19 protein-coding genes, 3 rRNA genes and 1 other RNA gene are annotated in these 24,208 nt (G+C 56.2%); 9 read left to right on the top strand and 14 right to left on the bottom strand.

The features are described 5' to 3' along the window. Positions 1-12: 12 nt before the first annotated feature. The 3 genes from rrf to Q3Y66_RS00210 form a co-directional block, all read right to left on the bottom strand. Positions 13-128: ribosomal RNA gene (gene rrf, locus Q3Y66_RS00220) — 5S ribosomal RNA — on the bottom strand. A gap of 143 nt (positions 129-271) precedes the next feature. Then, positions 272-3,164: ribosomal RNA gene (locus Q3Y66_RS00215) — 23S ribosomal RNA — on the bottom strand. Positions 3,165-3,469: 305 nt separating this feature from the next. Beyond that, positions 3,470-5,002 (bottom strand): 16S ribosomal RNA (locus Q3Y66_RS00210). Together the 16S, 23S and 5S rRNA genes form the textbook arrangement of a ribosomal RNA operon. A gap of 556 nt (positions 5,003-5,558) precedes the next feature. On the opposite strand from Q3Y66_RS00210, the gene Q3Y66_RS00205 reads away from it, so the two are divergent. Then, complete coding sequence (locus tag Q3Y66_RS00205) at positions 5,559-6,584, top strand: aspartate carbamoyltransferase (protein WP_008959147.1); 1,026 nt, start codon at positions 5,559-5,561, stop codon at positions 6,582-6,584. Between the two features lie 19 nt (positions 6,585-6,603). On the opposite strand, the gene ruvX is transcribed toward Q3Y66_RS00205, so the two are convergent. From ruvX to Q3Y66_RS00185, 4 genes are all read right to left on the bottom strand, one after another. Beyond that, positions 6,604-7,059: a Holliday junction resolvase RuvX gene (gene ruvX / locus Q3Y66_RS00200; protein ID WP_008959146.1), complete on the bottom strand. Its 456-nt coding sequence runs from the start codon at positions 7,057-7,059 to the stop codon at positions 6,604-6,606. Beyond that, on the bottom strand, positions 7,059-7,616 hold the full coding sequence (locus Q3Y66_RS00195) for a YqgE/AlgH family protein (protein ID WP_008959145.1): 558 nt from the start codon (positions 7,614-7,616) through the stop codon (positions 7,059-7,061). The genes ruvX and Q3Y66_RS00195 overlap by 1 nt, the downstream gene beginning before the upstream one ends. Before the next feature lie 72 nt (positions 7,617-7,688). Beyond that, a complete protein-coding gene (gene gshB, locus Q3Y66_RS00190) occupies positions 7,689-8,645 on the bottom strand; it encodes a glutathione synthase (protein WP_008959144.1) in 957 nt (318 codons plus the stop codon). A gap of 77 nt (positions 8,646-8,722) precedes the next feature. Continuing rightward, positions 8,723-9,415, bottom strand: coding sequence for a S1 RNA-binding domain-containing protein (locus Q3Y66_RS00185; protein WP_008959143.1), 693 nt, complete (start codon positions 9,413-9,415; stop codon positions 8,723-8,725). Between the two features lie 172 nt (positions 9,416-9,587). Between Q3Y66_RS00185 and Q3Y66_RS00180 the strand changes: the two genes are divergently transcribed. Then, positions 9,588-11,231, top strand: coding sequence for a sodium:solute symporter (locus Q3Y66_RS00180; RefSeq protein WP_008959142.1), 1,644 nt, complete (start codon positions 9,588-9,590; stop codon positions 11,229-11,231). Continuing rightward, a complete protein-coding gene (locus Q3Y66_RS00175) occupies positions 11,224-11,772 on the top strand; it encodes a hypothetical protein (RefSeq protein WP_008959141.1) in 549 nt (182 codons plus the stop codon). The genes Q3Y66_RS00180 and Q3Y66_RS00175 overlap by 8 nt, the downstream gene beginning before the upstream one ends. Positions 11,773-11,796: 24 nt before the next feature. On the opposite strand, the gene Q3Y66_RS00170 is transcribed toward Q3Y66_RS00175, so the two are convergent. The 3 genes from Q3Y66_RS00170 to Q3Y66_RS00160 are packed head-to-tail and all read right to left on the bottom strand — an operon-like array spanning position 11,797 to position 13,541. Beyond that, on the bottom strand, positions 11,797-12,561 hold the full coding sequence (locus tag Q3Y66_RS00170) for a 16S rRNA (uracil(1498)-N(3))-methyltransferase (RefSeq protein ID WP_238528571.1): 765 nt from the start codon (positions 12,559-12,561) through the stop codon (positions 11,797-11,799). A 15-nt stretch (positions 12,562-12,576) separates the two neighbouring features. After that, entirely contained in the window at positions 12,577-13,077 is a 501-nt protein-coding gene (secB, locus tag Q3Y66_RS00165) for a protein-export chaperone SecB (protein WP_008959139.1), read from the bottom strand. A gap of 41 nt (positions 13,078-13,118) precedes the next feature. After that, entirely contained in the window at positions 13,119-13,541 is a 423-nt protein-coding gene (locus Q3Y66_RS00160) for a rhodanese-like domain-containing protein (protein ID WP_008959138.1), read from the bottom strand. Between the two features lie 366 nt (positions 13,542-13,907). Here Q3Y66_RS00160 and gpmI point away from each other — a divergent pair, with 366 nt between their 5' ends. The 3 genes from gpmI to Q3Y66_RS00145 all read left to right on the top strand — a co-directional run bounded on the left by gpmI (position 13,908) and on the right by Q3Y66_RS00145 (position 18,058). Next, positions 13,908-15,485 carry a 2,3-bisphosphoglycerate-independent phosphoglycerate mutase gene (gene gpmI, locus Q3Y66_RS00155; protein WP_008959137.1) on the top strand — a complete coding sequence of 526 codons (1,578 nt, stop codon included), beginning with the start codon at positions 13,908-13,910 and terminating at the stop codon, positions 15,483-15,485. 5 nt (positions 15,486-15,490) lie between these two features. Continuing rightward, positions 15,491-16,627 (top strand): murein hydrolase activator EnvC, encoded by a 1,137-nt coding sequence (locus tag Q3Y66_RS00150; protein ID WP_008959136.1) that lies wholly within the window; start codon positions 15,491-15,493, stop codon positions 16,625-16,627. 114 nt (positions 16,628-16,741) lie between these two features. After that, complete coding sequence (locus tag Q3Y66_RS00145) at positions 16,742-18,058, top strand: S41 family peptidase (protein ID WP_008959134.1); 1,317 nt, start codon at positions 16,742-16,744, stop codon at positions 18,056-18,058. A 12-nt stretch (positions 18,059-18,070) separates the two neighbouring features. Here Q3Y66_RS00145 and Q3Y66_RS00140 read toward each other — a convergent pair whose 3' ends face one another. The 4 genes from Q3Y66_RS00140 to Q3Y66_RS00125 form a co-directional block, all read right to left on the bottom strand. After that, the gene (locus Q3Y66_RS00140; protein WP_008959133.1) at positions 18,071-19,354 is read right to left on the bottom strand and encodes a UbiH/UbiF/VisC/COQ6 family ubiquinone biosynthesis hydroxylase; all 1,284 of its coding nucleotides are present in this window, start codon (positions 19,352-19,354) and stop codon (positions 18,071-18,073) included. A 52-nt stretch (positions 19,355-19,406) separates the two neighbouring features. Next, positions 19,407-20,648, bottom strand: a complete 1,242-nt coding sequence (gene ubiH, locus Q3Y66_RS00135) for a 2-octaprenyl-6-methoxyphenyl hydroxylase (protein WP_008959132.1) — start codon at positions 20,646-20,648, stop codon at positions 19,407-19,409. Positions 20,649-20,741: 93 nt separating this feature from the next. After that, positions 20,742-22,082, bottom strand: a complete 1,341-nt coding sequence (gene pepP, locus Q3Y66_RS00130; protein ID WP_008959131.1) for a Xaa-Pro aminopeptidase — start codon at positions 22,080-22,082, stop codon at positions 20,742-20,744. A 20-nt stretch (positions 22,083-22,102) separates the two neighbouring features. After that, positions 22,103-22,681: a UPF0149 family protein gene (locus Q3Y66_RS00125; protein ID WP_008959130.1), complete on the bottom strand. Its 579-nt coding sequence runs from the start codon at positions 22,679-22,681 to the stop codon at positions 22,103-22,105. A 170-nt stretch (positions 22,682-22,851) separates the two neighbouring features. On the opposite strand from Q3Y66_RS00125, the gene Q3Y66_RS00120 reads away from it, so the two are divergent. From Q3Y66_RS00120 to Q3Y66_RS00110, 3 genes are all read left to right on the top strand, one after another. After that, positions 22,852-23,163, top strand: coding sequence for a cell division protein ZapA (locus Q3Y66_RS00120; RefSeq protein ID WP_008959129.1), 312 nt, complete (start codon positions 22,852-22,854; stop codon positions 23,161-23,163). A gap of 124 nt (positions 23,164-23,287) precedes the next feature. Then, positions 23,288-23,470, top strand: a non-coding RNA gene (gene ssrS / locus Q3Y66_RS00115) — 6S RNA. A 22-nt stretch (positions 23,471-23,492) separates the two neighbouring features. Beyond that, positions 23,493-24,107, top strand: a complete 615-nt coding sequence (locus Q3Y66_RS00110) for a 5-formyltetrahydrofolate cyclo-ligase (protein ID WP_008959128.1) — start codon at positions 23,493-23,495, stop codon at positions 24,105-24,107. The last annotated feature ends 101 nt before the right edge of the window (positions 24,108-24,208 follow it).

The following is a 24,208-nucleotide window of genomic DNA, read 5'->3' as shown; positions in this document are numbered from 1 at the left end:
TGCGGTATAGGTGCCTGACGATGACCTACTCTCGCATGGGGAGACCCCACACTACCATCGGCGCTAAGCGGTTTCACTGCTGAGTTCGGCAAGGGATCAGGTGGTTCACGCGTGCTATGGTCGTCAGGCGTAACTGGCGGTATATCATGCTGAAGCATACTTGCTAAATTGTGTGCGTCTCATCGTGCCGCCCTTGTTGTTGCTCGGGCCACACGCTGCGTATCCGGTGTTCATTGACGTCATCATCACGACCAGACCCCTTGGGTGTTATAGGGTCAAGCCTCACGGGCCATTAGTACACGTTAGCTCAACGCCTTGCAGCGCTTCCACACCGTGCCTATCAACCAGCTGGTCTCGCTGGGCCCTTCAGGAGGCTCTAGGCCTCAGGGATGTCTCATCTTGAAGGGGGCTTCCCGCTTAGATGCTTTCAGCGGTTATCCCGTCCGACCATAGCTACCCGGCAATGCCACTGGCGTGACAACCGGAACACCAGAGGGTCGTCCACTCCGGTCCTCTCGTACTAGGAGCAGCCCTTCTCAAACATCCAACGCCCACGGCAGATAGGGACCGAACTGTCTCACGACGTTCTAAACCCAGCTCGCGTACCACTTTAAATGGCGAACAGCCATACCCTTGGGACCGACTTCAGCCCCAGGATGTGATGAGCCGACATCGAGGTGCCAAACACCGCCGTCGATGTGAACTCTTGGGCGGTATCAGCCTGTTATCCCCGGAGTACCTTTTATCCGTTGAGCGATGGCCCTTCCATACAGAACCACCGGATCACTAGAACCTGCTTTCGCACCTGCTCGACGTGTCTGTCTCGCAGTCAAGCACCCTTATGCTCTTGCACTCAATGCACGATGTCCGACCGTGCTGAGGGTACCTTCGTGCTCCTCCGTTACTCTTTAGGAGGAGACCGCCCCAGTCAAACTACCCACCACACACTGTCCTCGATCCGGATAACGGACCTGAGTGAGAACGCCAATGATGCCAGGCTGGTATTTCAAGGTTGGCTCCCTTCGAACTGGCGTCCAAAGTTCAAAGCCTCCCAGCTATCCTACACAGGCAACATCAGCGTCCAGTGTGAAGCTATAGTAAAGGTTCACGGGGTCTTTCCGTCTAGCCGCGGGTACACCGCATCTTCACGGCGATTTCAATTTCACTGAGTCTCGGGTGGAGACAGCGTGGCCATCATTACGCCATTCGTGCAGGTCGGAACTTACCCGACAAGGAATTTCGCTACCTTAGGACCGTTATAGTTACGGCCGCCGTTTACCGGGGCTTCAATCAAGAGCTTCGCCTTGCGGCTAACACCATCATTTAACCTTCCGGCACCGGGCAGGCGTCACACCCTATACGTCCGCTTGCGCGTTAGCAGAGTGCTGTGTTTTTAATAAACAGTTGCAGCCACCTGGTATCTTCGACCGGTTCGGGCTTAGAGAGCAAGTCTCATCACCCTACGCCGGCGTGCCTTCTCCCGAAGTTACGGCACCATTTTGCCTAGTTCCTTCACCCGAGTTCTCTCAAGCGCCTTGGGATTCTCTCCCTGACCACCTGTGTCGGTTTGGGGTACGGTCGCACATGATCTGAAGCTTAGAGGCTTTTCCTGGAAGCGTGGCATCAGTGACTTCCTGACCGTGGTCAGTTCGTTTCGTGTCTCGGCCTGAAAAGGGTCCGGATTTACCTAAACCCTCAGCCTACTCACTTTCACCAGGACAACCAACGCCTGGCTCACCTAGCCTTCTTCGTCCCCCCATCGCAACCATGTCCGGTACGGGAATATTGACCCGTTTCCCATCGACTACGCCTTTCGGCCTCGCCTTAGGGGCCGACTCACTCTGCTCCGATTAGCGTCGAACAGAAACCCTTGGTCTTCCGGCGAGGGAGTTTTTCACTCCCTTTATCGTTACTCATGTCAGCATTCGCACTCGTGATACCTCCAGCAGACTTCTCAATCCACCTTCATTGGCGTACACGACGCTCCTCTACCGCTCATCCTAAAAGGATGAACCCGTAGCTTCGGTACCTGGTTTAGCCCCGTTACATCTTCCGCGCAGGCCGACTCGACTAGTGAGCTATTACGCTTTCTTTAAAGGATGGCTGCTTCTAAGCCAACCTCCTAGCTGTCTGAGCCTTCCCACATCGTTTCCCACTTAACCAGGATTTCGGGACCTTAGCTGACGGTCTGGGTTGTTTCCCTTTTCACGACGGACGTTAGCACCCGCCGTGTGTCTCCCACGCGTTACTCACCGGTATTCGGAGTTTGCCTCGGGTTGGTAAGTCGGGATGACCCCCTAGCCGAAACAGTGCTCTACCCCCGGCGGTACTACATGAGGCGCTACCTAAATAGCTTTCGAGGAGAACCAGCTATCTCCGAGCTTGATTAGCCTTTCACTCCGATCCACAAGTCATCCAAATCTTTTTCAACAGATCCTGGTTCGGGCCTCCAGTTGATGTTACTCAACCTTCACCCTGCTCATGGATAGATCGCTCGGTTTCGGGTCTATATCCAGCGACTGTGTCGCCCAGTTAAGACTCGGTTTCCCTACGGCTCCCCTATACGGTTAACCTCGCCACTGAATATAAGTCGCTGACCCATTATACAAAAGGTACGCAGTCACAGAACAAGTCTGCTCCTACTGCTTGTACGCACACGGTTTCAGGATCTATTTCACTCCCCTCTCCGGGGTTCTTTTCGCCTTTCCCTCACGGTACTGGTTCACTATCGGTCAGCCAGGAGTATTTAGCCTTGGAGGATGGTCCCCCCGTCTTCAGTCAAGGTTTCTCGTGCCCCGACCTACTCGATTTCACATGATCAGATTTTCGACTACGGGGCTATCACCCGCTACGGCCGCGCTTCCCAACGCATTCGCCTAATCAGTCACATGCTTAAGGGCTGGTCCCCGTTCGCTCGCCGCTACTAGGGGAATCTCGGTTGATTTCTTTTCCTCAGGGTACTTAGATGTTTCAGTTCCCCTGGTTCGCCTCGTACACCTATGTATTCAGTGCACGATACCGATCTTATGATCGGTGGGTTTCCCCATTCAGAAATGCCCGGGTCACAGGTTGTTGCCACCTCACCGAGCCTTATCGCAGGCTACCACGTCTTTCATCGCCTCTGGCTGCCTAGGCATCCACCGTGTGCGCTTCATTGCTTGACCCTATAACCCGAAGGAGTCTGGTATCTCGCAATGATCACGTTTCATTTTGCCGGATACGCTGACGCGTATCACAATTTAAGACCACTTCTTGCGAAGTGTTCTTGTCAGCATGATATACATTGTTAAAGAGCGACTGCTATAAGCAGTGATAAGCGTTCTTTCCTATTAAAAAAAGAAAAGACCTTTAAAATTCAAAAGCTATTTTTTCTTTTTAACGTGAAAAAAGAGTCACTTATCACTGCGTATCAACAGCATTCTGATCAGGTAATTCATTGTGGACGCTTACTGACGCGTGACGCATCGTTTAAGGAGGTGATCCAGCCGCAGGTTCCCCTACGGCTACCTTGTTACGACTTCACCCCAGTCATGAACCACACCGTGGTGATCGCCCTCTTGCGTTAGGCTAACCACTTCTGGTGCAGTCCACTCCCATGGTGTGACGGGCGGTGTGTACAAGGCCCGGGAACGTATTCACCGTGACATTCTGATTCACGATTACTAGCGATTCCGACTTCACGGAGTCGAGTTGCAGACTCCGATCCGGACTGAGACCGGCTTTAAGGGATTCGCTGACTCTCGCGAGCTCGCAGCCCTTTGTACCGGCCATTGTAGCACGTGTGTAGCCCTACCCGTAAGGGCCATGATGACTTGACGTCGTCCCCACCTTCCTCCGGTTTGTCACCGGCAGTCTCCTTAGAGTTCCCGACATTACTCGCTGGCAAATAAGGACAAGGGTTGCGCTCGTTACGGGACTTAACCCAACATTTCACAACACGAGCTGACGACAGCCATGCAGCACCTGTCTTACAGTTCCCGAAGGCACACCAGAATCTCTTCCGGCTTCTGTAGATGTCAAGGGTAGGTAAGGTTCTTCGCGTTGCATCGAATTAAACCACATGCTCCACCGCTTGTGCGGGCCCCCGTCAATTCATTTGAGTTTTAACCTTGCGGCCGTACTCCCCAGGCGGTCGACTTATCGCGTTAACTTCGCCACAAAGTGCTCTAGGCACCCAACGGCTGGTCGACATCGTTTACGGCGTGGACTACCAGGGTATCTAATCCTGTTTGCTACCCACGCTTTCGCACCTCAGTGTCAGTGTCAGTCCAGAAGGCCGCCTTCGCCACTGGTATTCCTCCCGATCTCTACGCATTTCACCGCTACACCGGGAATTCTACCTTCCTCTCCTGCACTCTAGCCTGACAGTTCCGGATGCCGTTCCCAGGTTGAGCCCGGGGCTTTCACAACCGGCTTATCAAGCCACCTACGCGCGCTTTACGCCCAGTAATTCCGATTAACGCTTGCACCCTCCGTATTACCGCGGCTGCTGGCACGGAGTTAGCCGGTGCTTCTTCTGCGAGTGATGTCTTTCCTGCCGGGTATTAACCGACAGGCGTTCTTCCTCGCTGAAAGTGCTTTACAACCCGAGGGCCTTCTTCACACACGCGGCATGGCTGGATCAGGGTTGCCCCCATTGTCCAATATTCCCCACTGCTGCCTCCCGTAGGAGTTCGGGCCGTGTCTCAGTCCCGATGTGGCTGATCATCCTCTCAGACCAGCTACGGATCGTCGCCTTGGTAAGCCATTACCTTACCAACTAGCTAATCCGACATAGGCTCATCCAATAGCGGGAGCCGAAGCCCCCTTTCTCCCGTAGGACGTATGCGGTATTAGCCTGGGTTTCCCCAGGTTATCCCCCACTATCGGGCAGATTCCTATGCATTACTCACCCGTCCGCCGCTCGTCAGCATCTAGCAAGCTAGATCTGTTACCGCTCGACTTGCATGTGTTAGGCCTGCCGCCAGCGTTCAATCTGAGCCATGATCAAACTCTTCAGTTTACAATCATTGTGATCCTTACTCGCCTACCTAAGGACTAGCCGAAGGCAGCAAAAGCGGATCAAACTTGGCTCAAGGTTCAAACGAATTCATTTCAATTTACATTGTCATGACCGCTTGCCTTGATATTTGGTGATTTGTCACCAACGTCAGCAAGCGCCCACATGAATTACCTGATCAAATTGTTAAAGAGCTGTTTCGCTGTGTTTGACTGGCGAACCGTTGAACTGGCCTGCCGCAGCGAGGAAGGCGTATTCTACGCATTTCCTGGTGGTTGTCAAGGGCGTTGTTTTCGATGTGATACTGACTACATCCAAAACCGCTAGCTATCGCAAAAGCGTTAACTGCTTGACTAACCAAGGCTTTTACACCTTATGCACCGCTGGTAACGCTGGGCGTCCCCGGCAGCGGATGCGTACTTTACGGTTTCGCGGCCGGGTTGGCAAGGGCTTTTGTAGAAAAATTACAGATTAGCCGCTCCTAGTGGATTAAACCCCTTCGGCGCCACCCTCCTTGGCGGTTACACTAGCCTCATCTACCACATTGCTGAGGTCCGCCATGAGCCACCACCTGCTAACTGTCGACTCATTAAATCGTGAAAGCGTTGATCATTTACTGCGTGTTGCTGCGCGCATGGAGCCAATCGCCCAGCGGCGCCAAGTGACACGCGTGCTGGAAGGGGCGGTGCTTGGCAATCTATTTTTTGAAGCCAGTACACGAACACGGGTCAGCTTTAATGCAGCTTTTTGCCGTTTGGGCGGCAGCGTATGCGACACCACTGGCTTTACCTTCTCCTCTATGGCGAAGGGCGAGTCACTCTACGACACCAGCCGGGTAATGAGTGGCTACTGTGACGCCATTGTGATGCGCCACCCCGACCAGGGTTCAGTGGCTGAATTTGCTGCAGCTACTAACGTACCAGTGATTAATGGCGGCGACGGCCCTGGCGAACACCCCAGCCAAGCGCTGCTTGACCTTTATACGATTGATAAAGAGTTTCAGCGCTTGGGTAAATCGCTGACCGGTGCCCATATCTTACTCACCGGCGATTTGAAATACGGTCGCACCGTCCATTCACTGATCAAGCTCTTATCACTCTATGATCCGCTGCGCATTACGTTGGTATCACCGCCAGGTCTTGAAATGCCCTCAAAACTGATTGATCTAGTGGCATCTCGCGGCCATCGCATTGAGCAGCGCGACTCATTAGCCAACGACTTTGCAGATTTGGATGTGGTGTACACAACGCGTATTCAGAAAGAGCGCTTTACCGACGAGATGAATGAGAGTTTTCAGGGGCTCTCTGACGACTTTATGGTCAATCGCGATTTTCTCGATCACCGCTGCAGCCAAAGCACGATAGTGATGCACCCGTTGCCTAGGGACAGCCGCCCCGGTGCGAATGATTTAAACGTGGACCTGAACGGCGACCCGCGTCTGGCGATTTTCCGCCAAACCGATAACGGCATTCCCATGCGGATGGCAATTTTCGCAACGTTACTAAAGGTCGACGAATTGATTGAGCAGGAGTTACGGCCGGTGCGCTGGTACGTGCCAACTCAAACAGGCACGCTAGATCGCTAAAAGAAGGGCTTCATAGGCGTTACAGTGAAAGACGCCCACCTGGCAAACCTTCCTGGTGGGCAAACCAGCCTTCAAGAATAAGAATAGCCGCAATGCCATCGACACTATCTTGCCGATAGTTGCCTTTATGCCCCGCCTCACGGGCGATCATTTTCGCCTCCCGCGTGGTACCACGCTCATCGACCATTTCACACGGCTTGCCGTAGCGGCCATGCAGACGATTGCCGAATTTGCGGGCGCGAGTGCTCATCTCTGATTCACTACCATCCATATTCAGCGGCAGCCCCACCACTAACAGATCGGGCTGCCATTCTTTAAGCAGCCGTGACACGACGTTCCAATCTGGAATCCCATCTCGCGCCGTCAGCGGCGTGAGCTCCCGCGCGCTGTGCAGCAGCTCGTTGCCCACCGCCACACCGATACGCCGAGTGCCGTAGTCAAAGGCCAGGATTAAGCGCTGCCCCGCCTCAGCCATTAAGCGTGCCCCGCATCTCGGGTCATTAGGTTAAGGTCGATACCGAGTAAACCTGCCGCCGCCGTTAACCGCTCGACGGGAGGCGTGTTGAATAGCACGCTGCTCTGAGCTTCTACCGTTAACCAACTATTCTCTTTAAGCTCTTCTTCTAGCTGCCCCACTTCCCAGCCTGCGCAACCCAAGCAGACTAAAAAGTGCTCGGGGCCATCGCCGGCAGCAAAGGCCTGGAGAATATCTAAGGATGTGGTGAGGGCTATGCCATCTTCCACCTGGATACTCGAGTCCCATTGCTGGCTATCGCCGACATGCAGAATGAAGCCACGATCTTTGTGCATCGGCCCGCCGTAATAGACCGGTGCATTGCGGTGCGGGCTTGCCTCACCACCCAGTTCCAGTTGATCAAACAGGGCTTCAAGGGTGATCTCTAACGGACGGTTAGTAATCACCCCCATGCAGCCGTTGCTATCGTGATCGCAAAGATAGATCAGACTACCGGCAAAATTAGGATCTTCTAAATGTGGCATGGCCATTAAAAAGTGATGTTTCAAACTTTGCATGCGTCTCCCACTGCCTGTTGGTACTCCAACAGGCATAACGTAATAAGTGTCATTATAAGAGTGAAGCCGCGCTTAGGCTAAGCGGCGCTCAATGGCATCCAGCAGCAAGCCGGCGATATTCGTTCCCCGCTGGTCATCTATTTCACGTACGCAGGTGGGGCTGGTGACGTTGATTTCAGTAATATAGTCACCGATCACATCGAGACCAACGAACATTAAGCCCTTGTCACGAATCATTGGCTGCACCTGTTGAATAAGCCAATGGTCACGTTCGGTGAGTTCACGACTGACGCCCCGCCCACCAGCAGCCAAGTTGCCACGGGTTTCGCCCGCTGACGGAATACGTGCCAGGCCAAAGGGTACGGGTTCACCATCGACCAAGAGAATGCGCGTATCGCCATCCTTAATTTCGGGAAGATAACGCTGCGCCATGATTTGGCGTTGGCCGCGAAAGGTAAGCTGCTCAATCACTGCGCCGATATTGCGACCATCTGGGCCAATATGAAAAATGCCGGTACCGCCCATGCCATCCAGTGGTTTGAAGATCACGTCGCCGTGCTCGGCGTGGAAGGCGCGCAGAACGTCATCGCGGCTTGCGACTATCGTGGGTGCACAGCACTGAGGGAACTGCTGGGCAAACAGCTTTTCATTACACTGCAGCAGCGCCGCCGTGGGATTAACCACCAGCACCCCTTCACGTTCGGCAAAGCCCAAAAGATGTACGGCGTTAGTAAAATCAGCATCGACGGGCGGGTCTTTACGCATCAACACTACGTCCAGCTCAACCAATGGGCGCGCAGAAGGTTCGCCCAAATCGTACCAGTGGTTGGGATCACGGTGCACCGTTAACGGCCGCATACGCGCGTAGGCTTGCCCCGCATTCAAGAAAAGATCTTCCTGCTCCATATAGTGCAGGGTATAGCCTCGTTCCTGGGCGGCCCATAGCATGGCCATGGTGGTGTCTTTCTTGTAAGCGATGTCGCTGATGGGATCCATCACAACGCCGAGATGCAGATTTGATTGGCTCATCGGGGGCACTATCCAAACATGAACAATAGAGGCCCAGTATGCCGCACTGCCCGCTAGGCTCCAACTGCCCCAGCTAACTACTCACTCAGCGCGCCGGGCACTAAGCGAATAGCGTCAGGCTCGAGGGTGATCAACTGCTGCTTGTAAAGCCGCCCAATGGCCTGTTTATAGGCACTTTTACTCACGCCTAAGCGTGCTTTAACTTCATGGGCGGGGCTTTTATCACCCAGCGCCAAATAACCGCCGCTTTCACGCAGCGCCTGAAGGATCTTGTCGCCGACCACATCGAGCCGGGCAGCGCCTGGCGGCAGTAGCGAGATATTTAAGCGACCGTCGTCACGGCGCTGCTTCACATAGCCCTTAACTGATTGGCCGCGGCGTAGCGGTTGAGTAACGTCATCTTGATAAATGAGTCCCCAGTAGCGGTGATCGACCACTACTTTCATCCCCAAATCGGTACGCTCAGCAACCACGACGGCCACCTCATCGCCTTTTTCCAGGGCCCAGGCGTCATCCGCCAGAAAGCGATCCAGCTTCATCGTGGCCACTGGACGTCCTTGGTCATCGCTATACAGCATTACCAGCACGCGCTTGCCGGGATCAGGGCGAAAATGTTGCTCGCTAAATGGCAGCAACACATCTTTTGGCTGCCCCCACTGCAAAAATGCGCCAATGTTATTGACGGCCGTGACCGTTAGATACGCCACTTCGCCCAACTGGGCAGATGCATCGCTGGCGGATCGGGGGGATGAGTGTGACTCACGGACCATGGGGAACGTCCTTCAAGGAATATAGAACAACATTATGGTGTCTGGCACACACAGGGCAAAGCGAGTTGTCGATTTTTTAGTGGTCGAAAGCGCTTGTGACACCTGAAAAGCAATCACCTCACAACCTGCTACTATCAAAACACTAGACGAAATTAGGCGTAGGGGAGCGAACATGGAAGGGTTCACGCTTTTTGATACGTTAGTGCTGATCGGCTATATCGGCCTTATTGCCTGGATTGGTTCGCGTTTTGGCAAAGATCAGCACAATCCTGAGGACTACTTTTTAGGCGGCCGCAAAATACCGGGCTGGGCGATTGGCCTTTCGGTGATGGCGACTCAAGCCAGTGCCATCACCTTTATCGGAGCACCTGGCTGGGGCTTCGAGGGCGGCCTTGAACGCTTGGTGACGTTTATCAATGTACCTTTGGCCATGATCGTGTTGATTTTGGTGTTGGTGCCTATTTTTCACCGCGCGGGCATCTATAGCATCTACGAACTGCTGGAACGTCGCTTTGGCCCGGCCACGCGTACCCTTACCGCCCTGCTGTTTCTTACTGCCCGCGGCCTCGCCACTGGCGTGGTGCTTTATGCGCCAGCGTTAGTGCTTGCAGTGGTAACCGGCTGGAGCGTCAACCTTACTATTATCATTATGGCAGTACTGGCCATCAGCTATACCGTCATGGGCGGTATCAGCGCCGTCATCTGGACGGATGTATTGCAAATGTTCGTGCTCTGGTTTGGCGCACTATTAAGCATCTTCTTTTTGGTAACCAGCCTTCCCGGCGGCTGGGGTGATGTGTTCAGCTTTGGTGCGGCCAGCGGCATGTTCAACGCCATTGATTTGTCCTTCGACCCCAGCGTGACCTACTCGCTATGGGCAGGGCTATTCGGTGGTTTTTTCCTGCATGTGGCTTACTTCGGCACCGATCAGAGCCAGATACAGCGTGTCTTATCCAGCCCTTCGGTGCTCGATGCCCAGCGCTCGTTGCTGATTGGCGGTTATCTACTGATTCCACAGATGCTGCTATTTCTATTTATTGGCGTCATTTTGGCGACCTATTACCAGCAGCATGGGCTAACGCCCCCTGATGACCTCAATGAGCTGTTGCCCCGCTATGTCGTCAACGCGTTTCCTTCAGGCATGGCCGGGCTGGTGATTGCCGGGGTGTTTGCTGCGGCCATGTCGAGTCTCGACTCGGCGCTCAACTCGCTGTCGGCGGTGACCGTACGGGATTTTTACAGCCGCTATCTCAAACCCAATGCCAGCGATGCCCATTACTTAAAAGCCTCACGGCTAGCCACTATTTTCTGGGGGCTCTATGCCACGCTGTTTGCTTTTTTTGCAGGTAACCTAGGGCCCGTGATCGAGGCGGTCAACCAGATTGGCTCCTGGTTCTATGGGGCACTGCTCGGTACCTTTTTGCTGGCTATTTTCAGTCACCGTTCCAATGCTCGCGGCGCCATGGCTGGGCTCATTACCGGCATGTTTGCCGTATGGGCAGTCTCTGCGCTACTCGATATCTCCTGGCTGTACAACAACACGGTCGGCGTAGCGGTGTCGATGAGCGTTGGCTATCTCGTTAGCCTGACAGCGCCAGCCCCCAGCCAAGAACAGTTGAGCGATGTAATGATGGCAGAAGCTGCGCCAGACATGCAGGCCGTGCTGGCATCCAGAGCTGATAACGCCCAGGTGATTGGCAAAGAGGCCCGCCTGACGCGCCGACGCTGTATCGGCTTATTTATTTGGTTTTGCATCATGCTGGGCATGTTAGCACTGCTACAGGGTTGGGCGAATGAGTGGTGGGCGAATGGTTGAGTGCTTAACGCTAGCCCGGCGTATTGATACGACAGCGGCTCAAAAGCGGCTACAGCGTCTTGGGGCCAATGCTTGCGAACCGGCCTGGGTTCGCCTGTGGGCCGCAGGCTTGGGAGTGGCTGATGGCAAGCCAGGGGCGTGGTTACTCTCTGCTCATGAAATGCGCCGCGCACTACTATTGGTGGGGGCCGAACTACCCGCTCAAAAAGAAGAACCCAGTGCAGGCGTTAAAATTGATAGCGGTTCACCGCCAACGCCAAAAGCGCTGGACCGACTGTGGCTATGGGAACGCATAGCCACCCCGCGCCACTGGCGAATCCAGATGCTGGATAGCACGCCCGTACCGATATGGCTGCCCTGCTGGCTGGGCTACGCACGTGGCCGACAACTCCGTTTAACGGTGCTCAGTGGGTTATCGGGAGAAACACTACCGATGCTTAAGCCCATCGTGCTTAAGGGGCTTCAACAGGCCTATCGAAATGGGCAGGAATCAGCGACAAAGAATTCAGGGACAAAAGCGCGAAGGGAAAAGGCGGTGTGATAGAGTTTTGCTGATAGTAAGTGCTTACAAATCGCCAAAGTAGTGTTGTAGCAGGGAAAGCGCCACTATGGGTGCTGTTTCTGTTCGCAACACCCGGGGACCGAGCGTTAGCGGCGTAAAGGTAGCGACTTGAGCGGCAGCGATATCGCTTTCGCTCAAACCGCCTTCCGGGCCAATCAGCAGTGCCACCGACGCCGGTCGGTCTTGGCGATCAAACGCATTGCCGGTCGCTAGATGCAGCATCAAGCGCAGCGGCTCCTGGCGCTCTGCAAGCCATGCTTGGAGTGCCATGGGTGGATGCACTGGCGGAACTACCGCTCGACCGCTCTGCTCGCAGGCGCTGGCAGCCACCGCTTGCCAGTGCGCCAGCTTTTTATCTTCACGGTCGCCTTTCAATCGCACATCGCCACGCTCGGTGTAGAGCGGCGTAATGGCCGCCACGCCCAACTCAACGGCTTTTTGAATGGCATAATCCATTCGGTCGCCTTTAGAGATAGCTTGGCCTAAATGGACGGACAGTGGTGATTCACCACTGCCCAACCACACCGCTTCGACTCGCGCTAGCGTCTGTTTACGGCTAACGTCTACCAAGCGCACCCCTGCCTCAAGACCTTGGCCGTCAAATAGCACCAGCGGCGTGCCTTCACCCATACGCAATACACGGGTGACATGACGAGCAGGCCCTTCAGGCAGTGCCAGCTCCTTACCTGCCACAAAATCAACAGGCACATAGAGGCGTGGCATTTTGCCATGCTGGGCATACCAATCAGCGGCGTGGGTTGCTGACATGGCGTTTGACATCGCTTAGTGGGTGTTCTCTTCGGCTTGTTTGGCTTCGCGCTGCTTACGCTGAGCGTACATTGCTTCAAAGTTAACCGGTGCCAGCATCAGTGGCGGAAAACCACCGCGGTTGACCAGGTTATCCACGCATTCACGCGCATAGGGGAACAGCAGGTTAGGGCAGAATGCACCCAGGGTTTGTTCCAGCTGTGCGCCTTCGATACCGGCAATGCGGAACAGGCCGGCCTGTTCAACTTCGGCCAGGAAAGACGTTGTGCCCGTTTCGTTATCGTTCACCTGAGCGGTCACTTTGACAACGACTTCGTACTGGTCGTCAGCAATCTTGGTGCTGGTGGTATTCAGATCCAGGTTCACCTTGGGTTTGAACGCCTGCTTAAATACCGACGGGGAATTCGGCGCTTCAAACGAAATATCTTTTACATAAATGCGCTGCAGCGAAAACTTCAGCTGCGGCTTTTCATCCGTTGCGGCACCGGCCTGTGGGGTATTGTTATCTTCCGCCATGATAAAACTCCTGATTGTTCATTAAATAAAAATAACGTCGCTTACTTCTTAACCACCGGAAGGCCATCGCCTTGCCACTGCGCCATACCGCCTCTTAACTTATAAGCGCGCTCAAAGCCTGCTTTGGTGAGTTTGGCCTGTGCGGCACCAGAACTCTGACCGTGCTTGCATACCACGATGATCGGCTGGGCTTTTACTTTTTCCAGTTCGCTCATGCGGCTATCGAGGTTGCTTTGCGGAATGTTGCGCGCCCCCGCGATATGCCCGGCTTTGAAGTCTTTGCTTTCACGTATGTCCAGCACCACCGCGTCTTCGCGGTTAATAAGCTGAGTGGCCTGCGAGGCGGTCAGTGCATTTGTAGAGGCGCTACGCGTTTCATAAATGATCCACGCGATTAGCACCAGCAAAAATGCCCCGACTAGCAGGGGGTGGTTCTGTACGAATTCGAACACCTGATCGATCATCGCGAACACAATCTCTTGGTCAATGCAGAAAAAAGCGGCCTAACCGCTGCCAAAACGCGACAAGTATACACGTCAGATAGCTTCCCGCGCAGGCCTAGGAGCCTGTCCGGCTTAGCCGATCGTCGCGAGAAGCACGGATTTTGAGCCAAATTTATCGATCAATTGAGACGAATAGCGCGCTATTTAACGGAATTGATCGATAAAAGTTGGCCAAAATACCGGGATTCGCAGTAGATCAGTGTTAAGCCGGGCAGGCTCCTAACTCATGACGCCTGGCAGTTGCCTGCGTTATGATGCCCCAAGCGTGCGTCCGTCGCGACCCCGAATTTTCGAGTCGTTCGGCTTGCCAATCTTAACGAGGTTTTTATGGATACTTCGCGTACCCCGCGCCCAGTGGCGCTGATTATTCTTGATGGCTACGGCCACAACCCCGACAGCGACCATAATGCCGTCGCCGCTGCCCATAAACCGGTGATAGATAAATTGTGGGAAACCTGCCCGCACACCTTCATTCATACCGATGGTCTTAACGTGGGGCTCCCCGAAGGCCAAATGGGTAACTCGGAAGTCGGGCATATGAATATTGGTGCCGGGCGTATCGTGTATCAGGACTTCACCCGCATCAGCAAAGCGATTGAAGACGGCGACCTGGACGTTAATGAAAATCTTACCCAGCCGATTGACGCAGCTGTCGCCAACGGTAAGCCGGTACACTTGATTGGCCTGCTCTCCCCCGGCGGCGTCCATAGCCATGAAGAGCACTTTATTGCCATGGCCGAACTGGCCGCACGCCGCGGTGCCCAGCGTATTTTTATTCACGCCTTTCTCGATGGCCGCGATATGCCTCCACAAAGCGCTCTATCATCAATAGAGCGCGCCAATGCCCGTTTGGCAGAACTGGTGGGCGCTGATAACGGCTTTGTAGCCTCAATTATTGGTCGCTTTTACGCCATGGACCGTGACAACCGCTGGGAACGTGTTGAGCAAGCGTACCGCCTACTGACCGATGGTCATGCGGAGCATTACGCCACCAGCGCCGAAACCGCGCTACGCGACGCCTACCAGCGCGGTGAAACTGACGAATTTGTAGCAGCGAGCAGCATACCGCAGAAAGACGGCACCAAAGAGCATGCGGTAACGCTACAGGATGGCGATGCCGCCATTTTCCTTAACTTCCGCTCCGACCGCGCCCGTGAGTTAACTCGCGCCTTTGCCGAGCCGGATTTCAAGGGCTTCGAGCGGCGTGTATGTCCTAAGCTTGCGGGCAAGGGGCTGGTGATGATGACCCAGTACGCCGCTGATATTCCTGCGCCTGCCGCCTTCCCCCCATCGGATCTTAACGACACCTTGGGGGAAGTCGTCGCCAAGCGCGGCTTAAAACAGTTGCGTATTGCCGAAACCGAAAAGTACCCCCACGTGACGTTTTTCTTTTCAGGTGGTAATGAAGCTGAGTACAAGGGCGAAGAACGCATCCTGGTGCCCTCGCCCCGTGATGTGCGCACTTACGATGAAAAGCCTGAAATGAGTGCCTTTGAGATTACCGACAAGCTGGTAGACGCCATTGACGGCGGCAGTTTCGATTTCATCGTTTGCAACTACGCCAACGGTGACATGGTCGGCCACACCGGTGACTTTGACGCGGCGGTAAAAGCTATTGAAACCGTCGACACCTGCGTGGGCCGCGTGGTCGAAGCGATTGAGCGCGCTGGCGGCGCCTGCTTGATTACCGCCGATCACGGCAATGCCGAACAGATGGTACACCCCGAAACGGGCGCACCGCAGACTGCCCACACCACCTTTGTGGTACCGCTCATTTACGTTGGCGATCGCGCGGCCTCGCTTGAAGAGGGCAAACTATGCGACCTGGCCCCTACGCTACTGACCATGATGGATCAGCAACAGCCCGAGGCGATGACCGGAAAACCACTGATTCATTACAAGTAGTGCCCATGCGGTGGTATTTAACAGTGGCGCTCCTGCTGGCGTTAGTTTACACGTCAGCAGGTTTCGCTCAGCAGGATGAAAGCACGGCGCGTCAGCAGTTGGATGTGATTGGCCAGGAGATCGAGTCCGTCGCCCAACGCCTCAGCGCCACTGGCGAGGCTCGCGATAGCGCCGAGCGCGAGCTTCAGGAAGTTGAAACGGAGCTTGCCGAAACGCATCAGCGCTTAGACACACTGCAAGCGGAGCGCCGCCAGCTCAACGATGAAACGACCCAGCTACGTCAGCACCGCGACCGGCTAGAGGGCGAGCGCACCGATCAGTATGCGGCCCTGGGCCAACAGCTTTCAGCGCTTTATCGGCTTGGCCCAACGCCACAGCTCAAGCTGCTGCTTAACCAGGGTGACCCTGCTGAGCTTGACCGTATGCAGGCCTACATGAACCGGCTAACGGAAGCACGCAATCGTCGCTTAGAGGCTATCGCCAAGCTAGACACCGCCCTGGCTGAGACCCAGCAAGAGCTGAGCGAGCGCCAGGCCCGCCTCGATACGTTGGCCGACGAGTTAGAAGAGCAAAGCGCGCTGCTTGCCCAGCGCACTACCGAACGGCGTGGCGTTGTTTCTAACCTGGATGACCGCTACGGCAGCGAAGAAGAGCGGCTGGCCGACCTCAATCAAAGCCGCGAAGAAGCCGAGCGGGTGCTGCGCAATATCCAGGCGGAGATGGCAAAACTTGCTGAACCCACGCCCACTACGCATATTGTAAGCACCCAAGGTGATTTGCCTTGGCCGGTACAGGGTTCAATCAGCAGCGATTTTCACCATCGCGACGGCGTGCACTATAACGGCATTGTGATTCAGGCCAGCGCAGGCACCCCAGTCACTGCCGTACACACTGGCCGGGTGGTATTCGCTGACTGGATGCGCGGGTTTGGTAACTTGCTGATTATCGACCATGGCGACCAGATCATGACGCTGCATGCCCACCTGCAGCAGTTCAGCGTCAGGCCTGGCCAGCAGGTCAACCGAGGCGATGAAATTGGTCGCGTAGGAGATAGTGGTGGGCAAAACCGCGCGGCACTCTACTTTGAAGTTCGTCGCGGCGGTGAACCAATTAATCCACAGCGTTGGATTGCGCGTCGCTGACGGGATAAGCTGCATGACTATTGATGTCTCAACGCCCAACGACACATTTCTACTCAACATTTTCAATGACAGGGTGGCGCGCATTGGCGCCACCTATCGCCCTGCGGAGTCTGCATGACGCTATCAGTTACCGGGGTATCAGCCCCCGCCAAGCGCTTCTTGGCTACCCTGCTCCCGATTGTTTTACTGTCGGCCCCGCTACCGTTACTTGCTCAACCAGCCAGTAGCAGCGTGGTGGATGAGCCTGTCTCTAACGAACTCCCCCTTGAAGATATCCAGACCTTCGCCGAGGTGTTTGAACGCATCAAGCGTGCCTACGTTGAAGAGGTCGATGATCGCACGCTGCTGCGCAATGCCATGCGCGGCATGCTGAGCGAGCTTGACCCCCACTCCGCCTACCTGGACGAGGAGGAGTACCAAAGCCTGCGAGAGTCGACCCAGGGCGAATTTGGCGGCATTGGTATCGAAGTGGGCACCGAGAACGGCCAATTGATGGTCATTACGCCTATCGATGACACCCCGGCCTCCCGCGCCGGTTTACAGTCCCGCGACATTATCGTGGCCATCGACGGTACGCCTACCGACAGCATGTCGCTGCAGGAAGCGGTAACCCTGATGCGCGGCGAGCCCAATACCGAGATTCGCATTAGCGTGCTGCGTTCAGGGGAAGACACGCCGCGCGAGTTCACCCTAACCCGCGAAATTATTCGCAGTGAGAGCGTTAAGCACGAGCTGCTTGAACCGGGTTACGGTTACCTACGCATCAGCCAATTCCAATCGCGCACGCCTGATCAGGCCCGCGACGCGCTTGAACGCATGGCACAGGATCAGCCACTGGAAGGGTTAATACTCGATTTACGAAATAACCCCGGCGGTGTGCTGCAGGCCGCCGTCGGCATTACCGACCTGTTCCTGGACGAAGGACTGATCGTCTATACCGAGGGTCGCCTCTCGGATACCGAAATGTCGTTCTCTGCCTCCCCCGCCACGCCGGCTAGTGATGTTCCGCTGGTGGTGCTGATCAACGGCGGTAGTGCGTCAGCGGCAGAAATCGTCGCCGGTGCGCTGCAGGATCAACGGCGCGGCGTCATCATGGGCACCGACAGTTTTGGCAAGGGGTCGGTGCAGCAGATCATGCCACTGGGCAATGGCGAAGGCCTGAAACTGACGACGGCGCTCTACTACACTCCCAACGGGCGCTCTATCCAGGCCCAGGGTATTGAACCCGATGTAGAGGTGGTCCGCGGCCGTCTGGAAGTGGCCGAGAGCCGTCGTGAAATTCGCGAAGCCGACCTTGAAGGCCACCTAAGCGCCCAGCAGGCGCCCCGTGATCGACAGGAGATGGCCGAGCGGCTACTTGATGATTACCAGCTCAGCGAAGCACTCAACCTACTCAAGGCACTTAATGTGGTGGATCGCCAGCGGCGTTAACGACAGCCTAATTTAACGGCACGTGAGCGGCAGGCGGCCGCGTTCCCCAGTCGCCTGCCGCATCAACACTCGCTTCAGTGGCACCAACTGGTTCATGCCGCTCATGCCCAGGTTGCGCATCATCGTCAACGCCGGATCGTGACTGCCAAACAGTACTTTAAAGCCCTTCATCAACCCCAGCATGGCGCTATTATCAAAGCGCCGACGCCGCTCATAGCGCCTTAGCGTATTCATTTCTCCCCAAGGAGCGCCACGCTGCCAGGCGTGTACCACCTCTTCGGCCAGCACCGCCGCATCCATCAGCCCCAGATTGACCCCCTGGCCCGCCAACGGATGAATACTGTGGGCCGCATCCCCCACCAGCGCGAAATGCGGCTGCACATAGTGGCGGGCATGGCGCTGCACTAACGGAAAACGGTGGGCCTTGTCGCAGGCAGTAACGCCTCCTAGGCGATGACCAAACGCTTCCCCAAGCGCCTCCCCCAGTGCGTCACGAGACAGCGCGCTTAACTCATCGGCGTGCTCTGGGGTGGTTGACCAGACGATAGAGCAGAAATGCTCATTGCCTTCCACGGTTAAAGGCAGAAATGCCAGCGGTCGGCCATCGATAAACGCTTGCCGCGCCTTGCCACCATGAGGCTTGGCGCACTGCACCGTGGTCACGACAGCGTGCTGTTGCATATCGTCGCTGGCTACCTCAATACCCGCCATCTCACGCAGCATCGAGTGGGCGCCATCGGCGGCAACGATTAACGGCGCGTGTAGCTGGCGCCCATCGTCAAGTATGAGCCAGTCCCCGCTAGCACGATTGCCATTGGCAGCATGGCTATTGGCACGCTGCAGCGCTTGCGGGCTAGCACCAAAAAACGTCGTGACGTTGGGGTGGTCTAGCACTTGACGATTGAGTGCGGCCAGCGTGACCGTGTTCTCAACGATATGACCAAGCACCGCCACGCCCGCCTCATCAGCGGAAAAAGCGATTTCGCCACTGCCTTCGGCATCCCACACCTGCATGCCGCGGTAGGGCGTTACCCGGGTTGCCTGCATGGCGGGCCAAGCGCCCACATGCGCCAGCAAGCGCTGGGAAACCGGCGTTAATGCGCTAACGCGCGGAGCAGGTAGCGGGCCAGTGGCCTTATCAAGACCTAATGGCGCTGGCCTTGCCTCGACCAACGCGACTTTCATCCCCGCTTGTGCCAACAACGCACAGAGCGCGGTACCAACCATGCCGCCGCCGACAATGATGGCCTCAAAGCGCTCAACCGGCGGCTTTGCAGTAGAGGAGTCAGTCTGCATAGAAATCCTTTTTAACTAGCGCCAGCGAGCGCAGCTATTGATTGTAGATAGCCTAGCGTTCCAGGCCCATGGCACGTCTGGCCAGTCCTCGCCTTAACGGCCCCACCAGGTTCAGGCCAATCAAGCCCGCCGCACGGGCATGGGGCAACAGCGGAAAGGAGAGCCCGAACAGCCTGACCAGGCCGTCGCTAAAGCGAATCACGTTGGCGCGATCCCGTGAACGCTGCTTCTCGAAGGTCTGCAGTGTGACCATATCCCCCAGCGGTCGCTTCGCCAGTTCCCCCTGCTCCAAGGCATCGACCAGATCCATCACCCCGCGCAGCGCCAGGTTAAACCCTTGCCCAGCAACCGGATGAAGGGCGTGGGCGGCATTGCCCAATACCGCCAGCCCCGGCCGTACCGGTTCCTCGGCGGTTACCAGTGAGAGCGGATAAGCATGTCGGGCACCCAGCTGCGTAAACCGGCCCACTCGATCACCAAACGCCTGCTGCAACTGAAGCAGAAATTCACGCTCCGGCAGTGCCATACGCGCTTTCTCGCTACCGCTAGGATGCGTCCATATCAACTCCATGGCTTGACCCGGCAGTGGCAGCAGGGCCATTGGCCCTTGGGCGGTAAAGCGTTCGTAAGCGACCCCCTCATGAGGCTGGCTAACGCCCACATGCGCGATCAAAGCTGTCTGCTGGTAAGGTTCTCGGCGACTGCCAATACCCAATTGCTCTTTAAGCCCAGACCGCCCCCCATCCGCCAATACCGTCAAGCCAGCAGTAAGCTGGCTACCATCCGAGAGCTTGAGATGATGCCCGCCCGCTACGGGGGTCAGCTGCTCCACCTTCGCAGGGCAGTGCCACTCCAGCGGCAGCTCGGCTAGACGCCGATGCAGTACACGCCCCATCCAGGCGTTGGGAATCACGTGGCCCAGCGCCGCGACGCCCAGCTCGTCAGCACTCAGCCGTGTCGCCCCCAGGCGGCCACGCTCACTGATATGAATACGCTTGATCGGTGTCGCCTCATGACGCATCGCTTCCCACACACCCAACTGCTCGAAGCGCTGGGCAGAGCCTTCGGCGATCGCGCTGGCCCGGGCATCAAAGCTGGGTTGCCAGGCGCTTTCCAGTGACTGCGCCGTTAACGGTGCCGCTTCAATCACGGCCACCCGCCAGCCGTAGCGCTCAATCAGCGGCGCAAGAGCACAGCCCAGGCTCGCCCCCACCAATCCACCGCCCACAATCACAATGTCATGGGTCAGCGCTTGAGCAGTTTCATGATCAGTCGTCTGTTTAGCCCGTTGCATCGGCTTCTCCCTCGCCATACCGCCGCACTTTAGAGGCAACTAATAATTCGTAACGTAATTTACATAACGTCAAATTAATGCTCTAAAAACTGGTTATTTTTTAGCCATCAAGGCCTCAATATCAGCCACCTGCTTGGGCACGTCCGCCGTCAGCACAGCATGCCCATCCTTCGTCACGACCACATTGTCTTCAATACGAATACCAATACCGTGATAGGCATCAGGAATATCGTCATCGCTGGGAATATAGAGGCCGGGCTCTACGGTGAGCACCATGCCAGGGGCAAGAGGGCGCGGCGTTTGCTCGTCCAGCCGATAGGTACCGACATCGTGTACGTCCAGCCCCAACCAGTGTGACGTCGAGTGCAGATAGAAGCGTCGATAACTCTCGTCGTCAATGCGCGCCTGAACGTCACCTTCCAGCAAGCCAAGCTCAATCAGGCCAGCGGTTAAGTCATGCACCACGCCCTGATGAATATCCGCCAGTGTGGCACCAGGCTGGACAGCGCTAATGGCGCGCTCCTGGGCGTCGAGTACAACCTGATACAGCGACCGCTGCGCAGCGCTGAACCGCCCTGTGACCGGAAACGTACGGGTGATATCGCCAGCGTACAGTTCAAATTCGGCGCCCGCATCGATCAATACCAGACCGTCTTCACACAGCGGTGCGCTGTTTTCAATATAGTGCAGGACACAGGCGTTGGCACCGCTGCCGACAATCGTGCTGTAAGCCGGGCCACTGGCGCCCTGCCAGACAAACTCATGCTCTAATTCGGCCTGGAGCTGAAACTCACTGAGCCCAGGGCGACATACCTGCATGGCACGCCGATGAGCCCGTGCGGATATCACCGCCGCATGCCTGAGCAAGTCAATCTCGGCATCACTCTTGATCAGCCGCATGGCGTGGATCAACGGACTAATGTCCAACCAGCCCTTCAATGCCGGCCGCCCGCGCCTAAGCCCTGCCTGAGCACTGTGCAGGGCCTCTTCAGCCACGGCGACTGCCTCGCCACTATCCAACGGCAGATAGAGCAATTCGCGCCCCGTCAGCAGCTCAACCAACTGCTCGTCGCGATCCGCATTTTCGAATGCCTGGTCAATCTCATGCTCGGCCACCACACCAGCAGCTCCAAGCCGACGCCCTGTCCACGCTTCCATGGTGGGGTCTCGGTCCTGGCAGAACACCACGCTTTCGCCTTCTGCTCGCCCCGGCAGCAGCACCAGCAGCGCGTCCGGTTCGCGAATGCCGGTCAGGTAGTAAAAATCACTGTTCTGACGGAAGGCGAATTCACTGTCCCGTGAGCGGGTCATCAGCCCAGCGCCGGGAAGCACTACCGCGGCGTTATCCGGTAGCTGCGCCATCAAGGCATCACGGCGCTGGCGATACTCCGCTACGCTAATGGCGGGGGGGCGAGGTAACATCTCGGGCAACATGGAGGCTCCTGGCTAAGTGATTAATGAACGGGGGCGTCGGTTTGCTCTACTTGCGGCATACCTGGGTGCTGCTCGGTATACAGCAGCATGGCGGCCATACGGGCATGCTCAGTCAGCGCAAACAGATCATTTTCGTTCTCGGGGCTGTCATCAATATCGGTATCGATGCGGCCTAACCCTTCCAGGTCACTCAGTGCCTCGCGTAGCGCCTGTGACCAACGCTCACGCAATTCAGTGTCAGCTACCTCGTCGACCACCTCGATAAAGCCTAGCGTCCACTCCTTCAGGCCCTGCGCCTGCTCGGCCAGTGAGAACAGCTCATCGGGCAGCAGCGGCGTATAGTCCAGGTCGCTGGCGCTGAGCGCCTCTACGGTTTGCCGCCGCCAGCCTAATAGCCGCTCGGCACTTGGCTGGTCGCGTGGCTGTTCAACACCTAAGCTCTGGCAGACTTCGTCCAACCAGTCCTCGGCACTCACATCGCGCAGCGCCAGCAGCGCACACAAACGGCCATCCAAGAAAGCCGGAGATTGCATGCTGCCATGCAGTAGAAAAACATCGGCGACGTCAGAAAAGTCCTGACGCTCATCAATCAATGACATAGTATTTGATAACCTCGTATTTATTCGTGGCACTGGAAGTATGGGTGATAGGGCTTGCGCGTTGACCGCGCACAAGCGCCTCTCTTATAGTGAGTGGCACCTGGCACCTATCTTCCTATGCTGTGATGTTAACGCATTGGGCCCCCTGCTGGCCCGTGCTGGAGTCTTTGATGAGTAATGCCAAGCGGCCAACCAAAGAAATAACCCTGTTAGGGCGCGGCTATATCATTGCCTGCGACACGGGCGAAGAAGCCAAACTTGACCGCGCCGCGCGCTATCTTGATCGCGCCATGCAGGGTATCAATGCCCAAAGCAGCGTACTGGGTAGTGAGCGAATTGCTATCATGGCGGCCCTCAATATCACCCATGAACTGCTTGAAGCCATGGATGAGCACCGCGCCGGTGAGGCGAACCTGAATCGGTTAAATGATCGCCTTGAACGGGCATTGGCCAAAACACGCCAACCCTCACGTCAACCCTAGGCATTGTTTACCTCAGACATTGTGTACCCTGGGCATTGTTTAAAAGCGCTGCAAACCGCCTAAAAACTCGGCGAACGTTTAACCCAGCCCTTTGGCATTAGCCATCGCTCTGTTAGGATGGCGGGGTTCTCTGGGGTGTGCGCCAGTCGTTATAGTCCCTCGAGCCTATGCGTAATACCCAGGGGGCCAAATGCTAGCCAGACCCGTGTGCATGTCCGTGCGTCGGAAAGCCTGACGGTTTGGCTGCGGCCACCCACCTGAACCAGTAGGTTCAGGGCCAGAACGACAGCGGCACTCTGGAGAACACCCCTGCAAGAGAGAACCTATGCATGGAAAGCCTCCATCACGACGAGGATAAGCGCGCACTTCGCCGCTTTTTACGTCGCCAACGCAAAGCCCTTTCTCAGCATGAGCAGCGCCTTGCGGCCCAACGCTTGTGTCAGCACCTGAAAACCCTACCTGAAATCCGCCGCGCACGGCGTATAAGCCTGTACCTGCCCGTCAACGGTGAAATTGACCCGATGCCGCTGCTTCCCTGGCTGCGCAAACGTAACGTCGAGGTTTATTTACCTGTTTTACGTCCTTTCAGCAAGAATACCCTCTGGTTCGTCGCCTACCGGCCCAATACCCCAATGGTAAAAAACCGCTTTGGTATTTGGGAACCCGATTTACGCTTTAGCGCTCAGCAGCGCAACCGGCTACCGGCCTGGGCGCTAGATACGCTGATTGTGCCGCTGGTTGGCTTTGATGGTAATGCTAACCGTATGGGCATGGGGGGCGGATTTTACGACCGTAGCTTGGCGTTCATGCATCGCCCTGGGCCGTCGCCTACCCTGATCGGCGTCGCCCATGCCTGCCAGCAGGTGGCATCTCTGCCTGTAGAGCCATGGGACGTGCCTTTACAAGCCGTGGTCAGCGATCAAGGCGGCGTCCGCCGCCAATAAGCCGCCCACAAAAAAGGCTGACCCCATCAAGGATCAGCCTTTCTCATCTGATATCTGTTACCCGGATTAACAGTGGAGCTGCCGCAGTTGTCAGGGATTAA

The sequence above is a fragment of the Halomonas sp. HAL1 genome (assembly GCF_030544485.1).
GTDB classification, from domain to species: domain Bacteria; phylum Pseudomonadota; class Gammaproteobacteria; order Pseudomonadales; family Halomonadaceae; genus Vreelandella; species Vreelandella arctica.
This window is presented reverse-complemented; position numbering and strand designations above follow the sequence as displayed.